The organism is Streptomyces sp. Ru71 (assembly GCF_002920535.1).
Taxonomy (GTDB): domain Bacteria; phylum Actinomycetota; class Actinomycetes; order Streptomycetales; family Streptomycetaceae; genus Streptomyces.
This window is the reverse complement of the sequence record NZ_PQSS01000076.1, coordinates 1-12,486: the sequence shown is the minus strand read 5'-3', so window position 1 is coordinate 12,486 and position 12,486 is coordinate 1. Positions and strand designations below refer to the sequence as shown.

The 12,486-nt window shown below is 72.1% G+C and carries 12 protein-coding genes, 1 tRNA gene and 1 pseudogene; 2 read left to right on the top strand and 12 right to left on the bottom strand.

Features of this window, described 5'->3' with window-relative positions:
• Positions 1 to 7: 7 nt before the first annotated feature.
• A tRNA-Tyr gene (locus C3489_RS31045) sits at positions 8 to 89 on the bottom strand.
• Positions 90 to 313: 224 nt separating this feature from the next.
• On the opposite strand from C3489_RS31045, the gene C3489_RS31040 reads away from it, so the two are divergent.
• Positions 314 to 802, top strand: coding sequence for a YajQ family cyclic di-GMP-binding protein (locus C3489_RS31040; RefSeq protein WP_103785431.1), 489 nt, complete (start codon positions 314 to 316; stop codon positions 800 to 802).
• Positions 803 to 868: 66 nt separating this feature from the next.
• On the opposite strand, the gene C3489_RS31035 is transcribed toward C3489_RS31040, so the two are convergent.
• Positions 869 to 1,135: a GlsB/YeaQ/YmgE family stress response membrane protein gene (locus C3489_RS31035; RefSeq protein WP_103785430.1), complete on the bottom strand. Its 267-nt coding sequence runs from the start codon at positions 1,133 to 1,135 to the stop codon at positions 869 to 871.
• Positions 1,136 to 1,287: 152 nt separating this feature from the next.
• On the opposite strand from C3489_RS31035, the gene C3489_RS31030 reads away from it, so the two are divergent.
• The gene (locus tag C3489_RS31030) at positions 1,288 to 2,544 is read left to right on the top strand and encodes an APC family permease (protein ID WP_103785429.1); all 1,257 of its coding nucleotides are present in this window, start codon (positions 1,288 to 1,290) and stop codon (positions 2,542 to 2,544) included.
• A 94-nt stretch (positions 2,545 to 2,638) separates the two neighbouring features.
• Here the strand turns inward: C3489_RS31030 and C3489_RS31025 are convergent, their stop codons facing one another.
• The 10 genes and pseudogenes from C3489_RS31025 to C3489_RS38870 all read right to left on the bottom strand — a co-directional run.
• Positions 2,639 to 3,034, bottom strand: coding sequence for a YccF domain-containing protein (locus C3489_RS31025; RefSeq protein ID WP_103785428.1), 396 nt, complete (start codon positions 3,032 to 3,034; stop codon positions 2,639 to 2,641).
• The gene (gene htpX, locus C3489_RS31020) at positions 3,031 to 3,894 is read right to left on the bottom strand and encodes a zinc metalloprotease HtpX (protein ID WP_103785427.1); all 864 of its coding nucleotides are present in this window, start codon (positions 3,892 to 3,894) and stop codon (positions 3,031 to 3,033) included. The genes C3489_RS31025 and htpX overlap by 4 nt, the downstream gene beginning before the upstream one ends.
• A gap of 187 nt (positions 3,895 to 4,081) precedes the next feature.
• Positions 4,082 to 5,617, bottom strand: coding sequence for an NADH-quinone oxidoreductase subunit N (locus C3489_RS31015; protein WP_103785426.1), 1,536 nt, complete (start codon positions 5,615 to 5,617; stop codon positions 4,082 to 4,084).
• Positions 5,614 to 7,188 (bottom strand): NADH-quinone oxidoreductase subunit M, encoded by a 1,575-nt coding sequence (locus tag C3489_RS31010; protein WP_103785425.1) that lies wholly within the window; start codon positions 7,186 to 7,188, stop codon positions 5,614 to 5,616. The genes C3489_RS31015 and C3489_RS31010 overlap by 4 nt, the downstream gene beginning before the upstream one ends.
• A gap of 6 nt (positions 7,189 to 7,194) precedes the next feature.
• Positions 7,195 to 9,189, bottom strand: coding sequence for an NADH-quinone oxidoreductase subunit L (locus C3489_RS31005; protein ID WP_103785424.1), 1,995 nt, complete (start codon positions 9,187 to 9,189; stop codon positions 7,195 to 7,197).
• Positions 9,186 to 9,575: an NADH-quinone oxidoreductase subunit NuoK gene (nuoK, locus tag C3489_RS31000; protein WP_103785423.1), complete on the bottom strand. Its 390-nt coding sequence runs from the start codon at positions 9,573 to 9,575 to the stop codon at positions 9,186 to 9,188. The genes C3489_RS31005 and nuoK overlap by 4 nt, the downstream gene beginning before the upstream one ends.
• Positions 9,575 to 10,189 carry an NADH-quinone oxidoreductase subunit J gene (locus C3489_RS30995; RefSeq protein WP_103785422.1) on the bottom strand — a complete coding sequence of 205 codons (615 nt, stop codon included), beginning with the start codon at positions 10,187 to 10,189 and terminating at the stop codon, positions 9,575 to 9,577. The genes nuoK and C3489_RS30995 overlap by 1 nt, the downstream gene beginning before the upstream one ends.
• Positions 10,186 to 10,737 carry an NADH-quinone oxidoreductase subunit I gene (locus tag C3489_RS30990; protein WP_103785421.1) on the bottom strand — a complete coding sequence of 184 codons (552 nt, stop codon included), beginning with the start codon at positions 10,735 to 10,737 and terminating at the stop codon, positions 10,186 to 10,188. The genes C3489_RS30995 and C3489_RS30990 overlap by 4 nt, the downstream gene beginning before the upstream one ends.
• A 2-nt stretch (positions 10,738 to 10,739) precedes the next feature.
• Entirely contained in the window at positions 10,740 to 11,708 is a 969-nt protein-coding gene (locus C3489_RS30985; protein ID WP_103785420.1) for a complex I subunit 1 family protein, read from the bottom strand.
• Positions 11,705 to 12,486: pseudogene (locus C3489_RS38870) on the bottom strand (hypothetical protein); the annotation flags it as partial. The gene C3489_RS30985 and the pseudogene C3489_RS38870, both read right to left, overlap by 4 nt.

Here is a 12,486-nt window from a genome sequence, read left to right as displayed (position 1 = left end):
TTCCGTGTGGCGGCGCCAGGATTCGAACCTGGGAAGGCTGAGCCGGCAGATTTACAGTCTGCTCCCTTTGGCCGCTCGGGCACACCGCCGGGTTTGCTGCGGTCGACACCGTCTTTCGGCGGTGTTCCCCGGCAACGACGTAAACAATACCCGATGCGCGGGGGTGCTTCGCCACCCGATTGATCACCACTCCCGAGGGGCGGGGTGACTAGGCTGGTCGGGATGCGGCCCGGGATCGACGCCGGGCTCGGCGGCAGCCCCACGGACGCCGACACGCACCCGATACGCACCCCGATACAAGGAGCCACAGGACATGGCCGACTCCAGTTTCGACATCGTCTCGAAGGTCGAGCGGCAGGAGGTCGACAACGCCCTCAACCAGGCCGCCAAGGAGATCTCGCAGCGCTACGACTTCAAGGGCGTGGGTGCCTCGATCTCGTGGTCCGGCGAGAAGATCCTCATGGAGGCGAACTCCGAGGACCGGGTGAAGGCCATCCTCGACGTCTTCCAGTCCAAGCTGATCAAGCGCGGCATCTCGCTGAAGGCCCTGGACGCGGGCGAGCCTCAGCTCTCCGGCAAGGAGTACAAGATCTTCGCGTCGATCCAGGAGGGCATCTCCCAGGAGAACGCCAAGAAGGTGGCGAAGATCATCCGCGATGAGGGCCCCAAGGGTGTGAAGGCCCAGGTGCAGGGCGACGAGCTGCGGGTCAGCTCCAAGAGCCGCGACGACCTGCAGGCCGTCATCGCGCTGCTCAAGGGCAAGGACTTCGACTTCGCGCTGCAGTTCGTGAACTACCGGTAGGACACCGGCGGTACGACAAAGGGTGGGCGCCCTGGGGGGCCCACCCTTCGCGTTGCCGCCCGGCGGTCAGTCGCGGGAGTTGCCGAACAGGATGCGGTAGGCGATCAGCAGGACCAGCGAGCCGCCGATCGCCGCCGCCCAGGTGGCACCGTCGTAGAAGTCCTTGCTGATCGGGTGGTCCAGCCAGCGGGCCGAGATCCAGCCGCCGAGGAAGGCGCCCGCGATGCCGATGACGGTCGTCCCGATGAAGCCGCCCGGGTCGCGGCCCGGCAGCAGGAACTTGGCGATGGCCCCGGCCAGCAGGCCGAGGATGATCCAGCTGATGATTCCCATGCCGTGAACCTGCCCTTCCGCGCTGTGCCCGCCCTGTCCGGGTGCTGTGATCTTCATCCCCGGCAGGGCGTCGTGCGCGTGTTCGTGCGTCGTTGATGAACAGGACGTCACAGGGACGTCCGGTGGTTGCGGCGATCAGTAGGGTGCGGGCCATGACACAGTCCGGAGCAGCCGCGGGCGCCGAGTTGCGGCGCACCCTGGGGGTCGGGGACGCCGTGGTCGTCGGGCTCGGCTCGATGGTCGGGGCCGGAATCTTCGCCGCCCTGGGGCCGGCCGCCCGCGCCGCCGGGTCCGGTCTGCTGCTCGGTCTCGCGCTCGCCGCCGTGGTCGCCTACTGCAACGCCATGTCCTCGGCCCGGCTCGCGGCCCGCTACCCGGCCTCGGGCGGCACCTATGTGTACGGCAGGGAGCGGCTGGGGGCGTTCTGGGGGTATCTCGCCGGCTGGTCGTTCGTGGTCGGCAAGACGGCGTCGTGCGCGGCCATGGCGCTGACCGTGGGCGCCTACCTGTGGCCGCAGCAGGCGCACGCCGTCGCGGTCGCGGCCGTCGTGGTGCTGACGGCCGTCAACTACGGCGGCGTCCAGAAGTCGGCGTGGCTGACCCGGGTGATCGTGGCGGTCGTGCTGGCCGTGCTGGCGAGTGTCGTCGCGGTGTGCCTGGGGTCGGGGGCGGCGGACGCCGGGCGGCTGGACGTGGGGGCGTCCGGTGGTGCGGGCGGGGTGCTGCAGGCGGGCGGTCTGCTGTTCTTCGCCTTCGCCGGGTACGCCCGTATCGCCACGCTGGGCGAGGAGGTGCGCGATCCGGCGCGCACGATTCCGCGGGCGATCCCGCTGGCGCTGGGCATCGCGCTGGGCGTCTACGCGTGCGTGGCGGTGGCCGTGCTCGCCGTGCTGGGCGCGGACGGGCTCGGCGACGCGGGGGCGCCGCTGGCCGACGCGGTGCGGGCGGCGGGCGTGCCGGGGCTCGTGCCGGTGGTGCGGGCGGGGGCCGCGGTGGCCGCGCTGGGCTCCCTGCTCGCGCTGATCCTGGGTGTGTCGCGGACGACGCTCGCCATGGCGCGGGACGGTCATCTGCCGCGCGCGCTGGCCGCCGTCCACCCGCGCTTCCAGGTGCCGCACCGGGCGGAGCTGGCCGTGGGCGCGGTGGTCGCGGTCCTGGCCGCCGCGGTGGACGTGCGCGGCGCGATCGGCTTCTCGTCCTTCGGCGTGCTCGCGTACTACGCCGTGGCCAACGCCTCGGCCTGGACGCTCTCGGCCGCCTGGCACACGCGCGTGGTGCCCACCGTGGGCCTCGTCGGGTGCGCGGCCCTGGCGTTCGCCCTGCCGGGCCTGTCGGTCGCCGTCGGCGCGGGGGTGCTGGCGGTGGGGGCGGGTGCGTACGCGGTACGTCGCCGGGTGGGCCGCGGGTAGCCCGCGTACGGCCACCCGTGCGGGGCCCTTGCCCGCGTACGGCCACCCGTGCGGGGCCCTTGCCCGCGTACCGCCACCCGTGCGTGGCCGTTGGTCAGTAGGAGGCCGCGAACGGCTCGCCCGTGCGGACGATCTCGCGGCCCAGCGGGAACAGCGAGACCGGGATCAGCTTGAAGTTGGCGATGCCGAACGGGATGCCGATGATCGTGATGCACAGGGCGATGCCCGTCACGATGTGCCCGATCGCCAGCCACCAGCCGGCGAGGACCAGCCACAGGACGTTGCCGACGCAGGAGGGTGCGCCGGCGTCATGGCGCTCGACCGTCGAATAGCCGAACGGCCACAGCGCGTAGACGCCGATGCGGAAGGCCGCTATGCCGAACGGGATGCCGATGATCGTGATGCACAGCAGCACGCCCGCGGCAAGGTAGGCGAGGAACAGCCAGAAACCGCTCAGGACGAGCCAGATGACGTTCAGGATGGTTTTCACAGCGGGCGACCTGCCATCTTTTCGAGCCGGGCGATCCGCTCCGCCATCGGCGGGTGCGTGGAGAACATCTTCGACATGCCCTGCCCCGGGCGGAACGGGTTCGCGATCATCATGTGGCTCGCCGTCTCCAGCCGCGGTTCGGGCGGCAACGGGAGCTGCTGGGTTCCCCTTTCCAGCTTGCGCAGTGCACTGGCGAGCGCAAGCGGATCACCCGTGAGGCGGGCGCCGGAGGCGTCGGCCTCGTACTCGCGGGAGCGGCTGATGGCGAGCTGGATGAGGCTCGCGGCGATCGGGCCCAGGATCATGATCAGCAGCATGCCGAGCAGGCCGGGACCCTCGTCGTCGTCCGAGCGGCCGATGGGGATGAGCCAGGCGAAGTTCACCAGGAACAGGATCACCGAGGCGAGCGCGCCGGCCACCGACGAGATCAGGATGTCGCGGTTGTAGACGTGGCTGAGTTCGTGGCCGATGACGCCGCGCAGCTCTCTCTCGTCGAGTATGCGCAGGATGCCCTCCGTGCAGCACACGGCGGCGTTGCGCGGGTTGCGGCCGGTCGCGAAGGCGTTGGGTGCCTCCGTCGGGGAGATGTACAGGCGGGGCATGGGCTGGCGGGCCTGCGTGGACAGGTCGCGGACCATGCGGTACAGGCCCGGCGCCTCGAACTCGCTGACCGGGCGGGCGCGCATGGCGCGCAGGGCGAGCTTGTCGCTGTTCCAGTACGCGTACGCGTTGGTGCCCACTGCCACCACGACGGCCACGATCAGGCCCGTACGGCCGAAGAAGCTGCCGATGACGATGATGAGTGCGGACAGCCCCCCGAGGAGTACTGCCGTCCTGAGCCCGTTGTGCCGGCGGTGCACGGTACGCCCTCCAAGTGGTGCGGCAGGGGAACCCTTTGCCTTGCTGATCTGCGGTGCCACCGGTGCCGTGGTGTCACGGTCCAGTGGAACCTCCCGCAGTGGTCAACGCCAGGCGAGGGCCGCCAGTTCCCCGGCGCGTGGCGGGGGCCGGCTGGGCCGTCCGGGTGAGGGTTCCCCGTGGGCGCCGTCAGAACAGCGCGGTGTCGGCGAAGCGCAGCACCAGCTGGGGTGCGCCGGAGAGCACGACACCGACGACCGCGGTGAGGGCGAGGGCCGCGGTGAGCGGAGCCGGGAGGCGGTGCCGGGCGGGCTCACCCTCGGGGGCGCGGAACAGCAGGGCCGTCCACTGCAGGTAGTAGAACAGCGCGATCACCACGTTGGCGGCCATGATCACCGCCAGCCAGCCGAGGCCGGCGTCGACGGCCGCCGAGAAGACGGTGACCTTGGCGAACAGGCCGATGATGCCCGGCGGCAGGCCGGCCAGGCAGAGCAGGAAGAACGCCAGGAGGAGGGCGGTGAGGGGGTTGGTGGCGTACAGGCCGCGGTAGTCCGCGACGCGGTTGGACGCGCGCGTACGGCCCACGAGTGCGGCCACCGCGAAGGCGCCGAGGTTCACCGCGCCGTACATCAGGGCGTAGGCGACGGTGGAGCCGATCGAGTGGGCGGGGTCGTCGGAGTAGGCGGCCGCGGCGATCGGCACCAGCAGGTAGCCGGCCTGGCCGACGGACGACCAGGCGAGCAGCCGTACGGCGCTGTACGCGCGCGTGGCCTGCTGGCGCAGGGCGCCGACGTTGCCGACGGTCATGGTGAGGGCGGCCAGCGCGGCGAGCGCGGGGCCCCAGGCGTCGGCGTACGACGGGAGGGCGACGACGGTGACCAGGATCAGCCCGGAGAAGCCGACGGCCTTGCCGACGACCGACAGATAGGCGGCGATCGGCAGGGGGGCGCCGACGTAGGTGTCGGGCACCCAGAAGTGGAAGGGGACGGCCGCGGTCTTGAAGGCGAAGCCGACCAGGGTGAGGACGACACCGGTCTGGGCGAGGGTCTGGAGCTGGCCGTCGACGTGCTGGATGCGGTCGGCGATCTGGGTGAGGTAGAGGGTGCCGGTCGTGGCGTACAGGAAGCTGACGCCCATGAGGCTGACGGCGGTGGCCGTCACCGACGACAGGAAGAACTTCAGGGCCGCCTCGGAGGACCGCTTGTCGCCGTGGCGCAGGCCGACGAGGGCGAAGGCGGGCAGGGAGGCGACCTCCAGCGCGACGATGAGCGTGGCGAGGTCGCGGGAGGCGGGCAGCAGGGCGGCGCCGGCCGCGGAGGACAGCAGCAGGAACCAGTACTCGCCCGCGGGCATGTCCTTGCGGGCGTCCTTAAGGGCGGTGACCGACAGCAGGGCCGCCAGCAGGGCGCCGCCGAGGACCAGCAGCTGGATGACGAGAGTGAAGCGGTCCGCGGTGTAGCTGCACACGTCCTGCCGGGTGGTCAGGCAGAAGGTGGAGCGGTCGCCGTCGAGGATCGGCAGCAGCAGGAGGGCTGAGGCGGCGAGTCCGGCGACGGAGACCCAGCCGAGGACGGCCTTCCTCGCGTCCGGCACGAACAGGTCGGCGACGAGCACGACCAGGGCGACGACGGCCGTCAGGGTGGGCGGCGCGATGGCGAGCCAGTCGACGGACTGGACGGCGGACTCCGCCAGGGGCTGGGCGAGCGGCTGGGCCAGGGAGCTCATCGGGTGCCTCCTGCGAGGAGCTGCTGCACGGCCGGGTCGGTCAGGCCGAGCAGGGCCTTGGGCCACAGGCCCGCGACGACGGTGAGGACGACGAGCGGGGTCCAGGCCGCGAACTCGTAACTGCGGACGTCGGTGAGGGCCGGAGTGTCCTGCGGTACGGCGCCCATGCAGACGCGGCGGACCACGACGAGCATGTACGCGGCGGTCAGCAGGGTGCCGAACGCGCCGATCGCCATGAAGGTGAGGAAGGCGGGGCGGCTGAGGTCGGCGGCGGGCCGGAACGATCCGAACAGCGCGAGCATCTCGCCCCAGAACCCGGCCAGGCCCGGCAGACCGAGGGAGGCTACGGCGCCGAAGGCGAGCAGACCGCCCAGGCGCGGGGCCTTGCCGTACAGGGCCGCTCCGGTCTCCTCGGCCAGGGTGTCGAGGTCGGTGGTGCCGGTGCGGTCCTTCAGGGCGCCGACCAGGAAGAAGAGCAGGCCGGTGATGAGGCCGTGGGCGATGTTGGCGAACAGGGCGCCGTTGACGCCGGTCGCGGACATCGTGGCGATGCCGAGCAGGACGAAGCCCATGTGGCCGACGGAGGAGTAGGCGATCAGCCGCTTCAGGTCACCCTTGGCGCCCCGCTTGGCGAGGGCCAGGCAGGCCAGGGACCCGTAGATGATCCCGACGACGGCGAAGGCGGCGAGATAGGGCGCGAAGGTGCGCATGCCGTCCGGCGCGATCGGCAGCAGGATCCGGACGAACCCGTACGTACCCATCTTCAGCAGGACGCCCGCCAGCAGGACCGAGCCGACCGTGGGCGCAGCCGTGTGGGCGTCGGGCAGCCAGCTGTGCAGCGGCCACATCGGGGTCTTCACGGCGAGCCCGATCCCGATCGCCAGTACGGCGATGACCTGCACGGATGTGGTCAGCGACCGGCCGTTGTCAGTGGCGAGTGCCACCATGTCGAACGTGCCCGCCCTCAGACCGATGAGGAGCAGGCCGAGCAGCATGACCACCGAGCCGAGCAGCGTGTACAGGATGAACTTCCACGCCGCCGCGGCCCGGCCCTCGCCGCCCCAGCGGGCGATGAGGAAGTACATCGGGATCAGGACCATCTCGAAGGCGAGGAAGAACAGCAGCAGATCGAGGACGGCGAAGGTGGCAAGGGTGCCGGACTCCAGGACCAGGATCAGGGCGACGAAGGCCTTCGGGGACGGGCCCGCGGGCATCTTGAAGTAGCTGTACAGCGCGCTGAGGAAGGTCAGCAGCGCGGTCAGGACCAGCAGGGGGAGGGAGATGCCGTCGATGCCGAGGCGGATGCGCACGTCGAGTGCGGGGATCCAGCTGATGTCGGTGCTGGCCTGCATCTTCGACGGGTGGTCGTGGTCGAATCCCAGCGCGAGGACGATCGCGGCGATGAGAACGGCGCCGGTCACGGTCACGCCGTGGCGGAGCACGGCCTGTTCCGGGGACTTCCCCTTCAGCCCGGGCGGGGCCGGCAGGAGAGCGGCGGCGGCGCCGAGGAGCGGGCCGACGACGACGAATGCCAGAAGGAACTGCATCACGGACTCGTTGATATCGATCACGCCTGCTCACGCTCCCGTGGCGACGAGGACGGCGGCGACCGCGAGGACGACGGTGCCGGCGAGCAGCGCGCTCACATAGGTCTGCACATTGCCGGTCTGGGCACGCCGCACGGCGGCCCCGAGCCAGCGCGGTAGGGCGCCCGCACCGCGTACATAGGTGTCGACGACCTCGCGGTCCAGGAACCGTACGAGGCTCGCCCCGGCCTGCACCGGGCGGACGAACAGCGCCGAGTAGACCGCGTCGAGGTGGAAGCCGGCGGCCGCGTGCCGGTGCAGCGGGCCGAGCAGCAGCCGCCCGGGGTCGGCCGGGTCGGGGGCGTAGGCGATGTCCCCGTAGGCCGGCTCGTGGGTGGCGATGGCCTCGGCCTCGACCAGCCCGGCGTCGCCCTCCGGGTGGGCGGCGACCGCGCCGAGCGGGACCCGGGCGGCGCGCGTGGTGGTGTGGCGCCAGGCGGCGTAGGTGACGATGCCGCCGGCCAGGGCCAGGCCGGTGCCGATGACGGAGGTGGTCAGGGCCGGGGCGAGGGAGCGGCCGTCGAACCAGTCGGGCAGCAGGCGGTACGCAAGTCCGCCGAGCGCGAGGGAGGGCACGGCGAGCACCCACAGCACGACGGTCATGGTCAGCGGCTGCCGGCCGTGGTCCGGGGCCTCGGTGCCGTGGCCGCGGAAGGCCAGCAGCCACAGGCGCATCGCGTACGCGGCGGTGAGCACGGCGGTGACCAGGCCGGCGACGAGGACGATCCAGCCGGCGGCGCCGGGGACCTGCTCGGTGTGGCCGGTGGCGACGTGCTCGGCGGCGCCGAGGACCGTCTCCTTGGAGAAGAAGCCGCTGAACGGCGGGATCGCGGCGAGCGCGAGGAGCGCCACGGTCATCGTCCAGTAGGCGTCCGGGACGCGGTCGCGCAGGTGGCCCATGCGGGACATGGCGGCCAGCGAGTTGGTGCCGGCGGCGTGGATGACCGCGCCGGCGGCGAGGAACAGCAGCGCCTTGAAGGCGCCGTGCGACAGGAGGTGGAAGACGGCGGCACCGCGATCGCCGACGGCGAGGGCGCCGGTCATGTAGCCGAGCTGGCCGATCGTCGAGTAGGCGAGGACGCGCTTGATGTCGTCCTGGGCGAGCGCGGCGAGGCCGGAGCCGGCCATCGTCACGGCGGCCATGACGGCGAGGACGACCATCGCGGCCTGGGAGGCCTCGAAGACCGGGAGGAGCCGGGCGATGAAGTAGACACCGGCGGCGACCATCGTCGCGGCGTGGATCAGCGCGGAGACGGGCGTGGGGCCCGCCATCGCGTCGGGGAGCCAGGTGTGCAGCGGGAACTGCGCCGACTTGCCCGCCACGCCGGCCAGGAGCAGCAGGGCGATCACCGTGGGATGGTCCAGGCCGCCGTGCGCGACGGCACCGAGGATCTTGGTGATCTCGAACGAGCCGGTGTCGCCGGCGAGGGCGAACAGGCCGATCAGGAAGGGGACGTCGCCGAGCTTGGTGACCAGGAAGGCCTTGAGGGAGGCGGCCCGCGCCTCGGGGGTCTCCCAGTAGTGGCCGACCAGGAAGTACGAGCAGATGCCCATGATCTCCCAGCCGACCAGCAGCACGATCAGGTCGCCGGAGTAGACGACGAGCAGCATCGCGGAGGTGAACAGGGAGACGAGAGCGGCGTAGGAGGGGTAGCGCGGGTCGTCGCGCAGGTAGCCCGTGGAGTAGATCTGCACGCAGGTGGCGACGACGCCGACGAGGACGGCGACGAGCGCGGCGAAGCCGTCGATGTGCAGCGAGAGCTCGATCGGCACCGAGCCGGTCGGGGTGAGCTCGGTGGCGGCGTCGATGGCGGCGGCCCCGCCCTGGTCCGCGGCGACCGCGACGGCCAGCGCCAGGGCGGCGAGGGTCGGCAGGATCGCCAGCGGGCGCACGAACCCGGGGGCGGTGCGGCCGAGCAGCAGGCCGGTGGTGGCGCCCAGGAACGGCAGGAGGGGGACGAGGACGGCGAGGGTGGTCGTGGTCACGCGGTGGCCTCAGCCTTCTCGGTCGTGTCGGCCGTGAGGGCGTCGCCGCGGGTGCCGTCGGGCTCGGGGCCCTCGGCGGTGTCGCGGAGCCGGTCGATGTCGGAGGTGCCGCGGTTGCGGTAGACGGCCAGGACGATCGCCAGGCCGATGCCGATCTCGGCGGCGGCGATGGCGATGGTGAACAGGGTCAGGGCCTGCCCGGAGTGCAGGGTCTCCTCGGCGGCCCTGCTGAGCCAGACGTCGAAGGCGACCAGGTTCAGGTTGACGGCGTTGAGCATCAGCTCGACCGACATCAGCACCAGGATCGCGTTGCGGCGGGCGAGGACGCCGTACAGGCCGGTGCAGAACAGGAGGGCGGACAGGACGGCGGGGTAGGCGAGGTGCATCAGGCGCCTTCCTTCCCGGCGGCCGTGGCCCGGGAGGCGTCGGGGCCGGCCTCCGCCTCCGCCTTCGCCTTGCGGGACAGGACGATCGCGCCGACCAGGGCGGCGAGGAGGAGGACGGAGAGGGCTTCGAAGGGCAGGACCCAGTTCTGGAACAGGCTCGCGCCGGTGACCGCGGTGGAGCCGGCGGCGGGGCCGTCCAGGTCGATCCAGGTGGTGCGGAAGGCGTCGACGACGACCCAGACCAGGGCGCCCGCGGCGGCGACGGCCACGGTCAGGGCGGCCCAGCGGTTGCCGGAGTCGGCGTCCGGGGAGCGGCCGATGGGGGCCTTGGTGAGCATCAGACCGAACAGCAGGAGGACGACGACGGAACCGACGTAGATCAGGACCTGCACCCAGGCGATGAACTCGGCCGTCAGCAGCAGGTACTCGACGGCGAGGCCGCCGAGCGTGACCACCAGCCACAGGGCGGCGTGCACCAGCTGCCGGGTGGTGACGGTGACGAGCGCGGCGCCGAAGGTGGCCAGGCCGACCAGGACGAAGGCGATCTCCACGCCGGTCGGGGAGAGGAAGCCGGGGTGGCCCGCGGCGAGGTTCACGGCTGCGGCGAGGTTCACGACTCCTCCTCCCGCGGTTCGGCCTGCGCCGCCGCCAGCTTCTCGGCGGTCTTGCGGGCGGCCGACAGCTCCTTCGGCTCCTCGGCGCCCGGGTCCAGGGCGGGCGGGGCCGGGACGGTCCACATCCACTCGCGCAGCTTGTCGCGCTCGTGGGTGAGGTCGTGGATGTCGGTCTCGGCGTACTCGAACTCCGGCGACCAGAACAGCGCGTCGAAAGGGCACACCTCGATGCAGATACCGCAGTACATGCACAGGGAGAAGTCGATGGCGAACCGGTCGAGGACGTTGCGGCTGCGCTCGCGGCCGCCGGGGGTGGCGGCGGGGATCGTCTCCTTGTGGGAGTCGATGTAGATGCACCAGTCGGGGCACTCGCGGGCGCACAGCATGCAGACCGTGCAGTTCTCCTCGAACAGGCCGATCACGCCGCGGGTGCGGGGCGGAAGGTCGGGCTGGACGTCCGGGTACTGCGCGGTGACGTGCTTCTTCGTCATCGTGCGGAGGGTGACGGCCAGGCCCTTGGCCAGACCTGAGCCGGGGAAGGGAGCCATGGCTAGCTGATCACCACCTTGACGATGCCGGTGAGGGCGATCTGGGCGAGGGAGAGGGGGACGAGCAGGGTCCAGGAGAGCTTCTGGAGCTGGTCCTCGCGCAGCCGGGGGTAGGTGACACGGAGCCAGATCACGAGGAAGGCGAGGATCGCGGTCTTCAGCAGGGTCCACACCCAGCCGAGGCCGTCGGCGCCCCAGGGGCCGTGCCAGCCGCCCAGGAACAGGACGGTGGTCAGGCCGCACAGGACGATGATCCCGGCGTACTCGGCGAGCAGGAACAGGGCGAAGCGCAGGCCGGTGTACTCGGTGTACGCGCCGAAGATGATCTCGGAGTCGGCGACGGGCATGTCGAAGGGCGGCCGCTGGAGCTCCGCCAGTCCGGCGACGAAGAAGACGATCGCGCCGACGATCTGCCAGGGCAGCCACCACCACTCGAAGGCGTGGAGGATGCCGGGGATCGAGACCGTGCCGGCCGCCATCGCCACCGAGGCGGCGGCGAGCAGCATCGGGAGTTCGTAGGCGAGCAGCTGGGCGGCGGTGCGCAGGCCGCCGAGCAGGGAGAACTTGTTGGCGCTGGCCCAGCCGGCCATCAGGGAACCGAGCACGCCGACGCCCATCACGGCGAGGACGAAGAAGACACCGGCGTCCAGGACCTGGCCGACGGCGCCCTCGCTCGGGCCGATGGGGATGGCGAGGAGGACCAGCAGATACGGCAGCAGGGCGACGGCCGGCGCGAGCTGGAAGATACGGCGGTCGGCGCCCGCGGGGACGACGTCCTCCTTCTGCGCGAACTTCACACCGTCGGCGATCAGCTGCGCCCAGCCGTGGAAGCCGCCGGCGTACATCGGACCCAGGCGGCCCTGCATGTGGGCCATGACCTTGTGCTCGGTCTGGCCGACGATCAGGGGGAAGGTGAGGAAGACGAAGAATACGACCACGAGTCGCAGGGCGACGTCGAGCGCGTCGTTCACTGCGGGCCTCCTGCGGGGTCGTGGGGTTCGTCGGTGTGGGGGTGGCGGGGGGTGCCGGGGGTGCCGGGGGTCGGAGTGCCGGGGGTGCCCGGGGTGCCGGGGGTCTCGGTGGGCTCCGAAGGTTCGGCGGGCTCCGAGGGCTCGGCGGTTCCGGCGGGCTCAGCGGGCTCCGAGGTTCCGGCGGGCTCAGCGGGCTCCGAGGTTCCGGCGGGCTCAGCGGGCTCCGAGGTTCCGGCGGGCCGGACGGGCTCAGCGGGCTCGGGGGTTTCAGCCGCCTTGCCGGCCTTGGCGGGCTTGGCGGGCTTGGCCGCCTCCGCCGCCTCAGCGGGCTCGGCCTTGTCGCTGGGGCGGCTGGTGCCTCCGGAGTCTGCGGTGTCTCCGGAGTCTCCGCTGTCCTCGGGGGTCCGCGGATCCCGGTCGGTGACGTCCGCTCGCGCGGCGCCCTCGGCCGACGGCTCCGCCGCTTCCGGCTTCGCCCACGGCTCCTGCTCCGCCGTTTCCGGCTTCGCCCGTGGCTCCTCGCTCCGCTCGTCGGTCGTCCGCGGCTCCGGTGCCCGCTCGGGCTCCTCGAAGGCCGGGCGGGCGTGGTGCCAGGGGGCGTCGGAGCTGCGGGGAGCCCGGCTGCGGCGGGTGGGCCGGGCGGGGCTGCCCGATTCCGTCGCGTCGGTCGGCTCGGTCGCGTCGCTCGGCGCGGCCTGCTGCGCGTCGGCCTGCTGTGAGGCCGAGCCCTCCGAGGCACTGCGCGTCCGGCGCGGGCGGGCCGGCGCCGGGCCGGGCT

Excerpts from the sequence above, each read along its gene's own strand:
- C3489_RS31035 (WP_103785430.1), bottom strand. The coding sequence starts at position 1,135 with ATGGGAATCATCAGCTGGATCATCCTCGGCCTGCTGGCCGGGGCCATC.
- C3489_RS31040 (WP_103785431.1), top strand. The coding sequence starts at position 314 with ATGGCCGACTCCAGTTTCGACATCGTCTCGAAGGTCGAGCGGCAGGAG.
- C3489_RS31030 (WP_103785429.1), top strand. The coding sequence starts at position 1,288 with ATGACACAGTCCGGAGCAGCCGCGGGCGCCGAGTTGCGGCGCACCCTG.
- C3489_RS30990 (WP_103785421.1), bottom strand. The coding sequence starts at position 10,737 with ATGGCTCCCTTCCCCGGCTCAGGTCTGGCCAAGGGCCTGGCCGTCACC.
- nuoK (WP_103785423.1), bottom strand. The coding sequence starts at position 9,575 with ATGCACCTCGCCTACCCCGCCGTCCTGTCCGCCCTCCTGTTCTGCACC.
- C3489_RS31015 (WP_103785426.1), bottom strand. The coding sequence starts at position 5,617 with ATGAGCTCCCTGGCCCAGCCGCTCGCCCAGCCCCTGGCGGAGTCCGCC.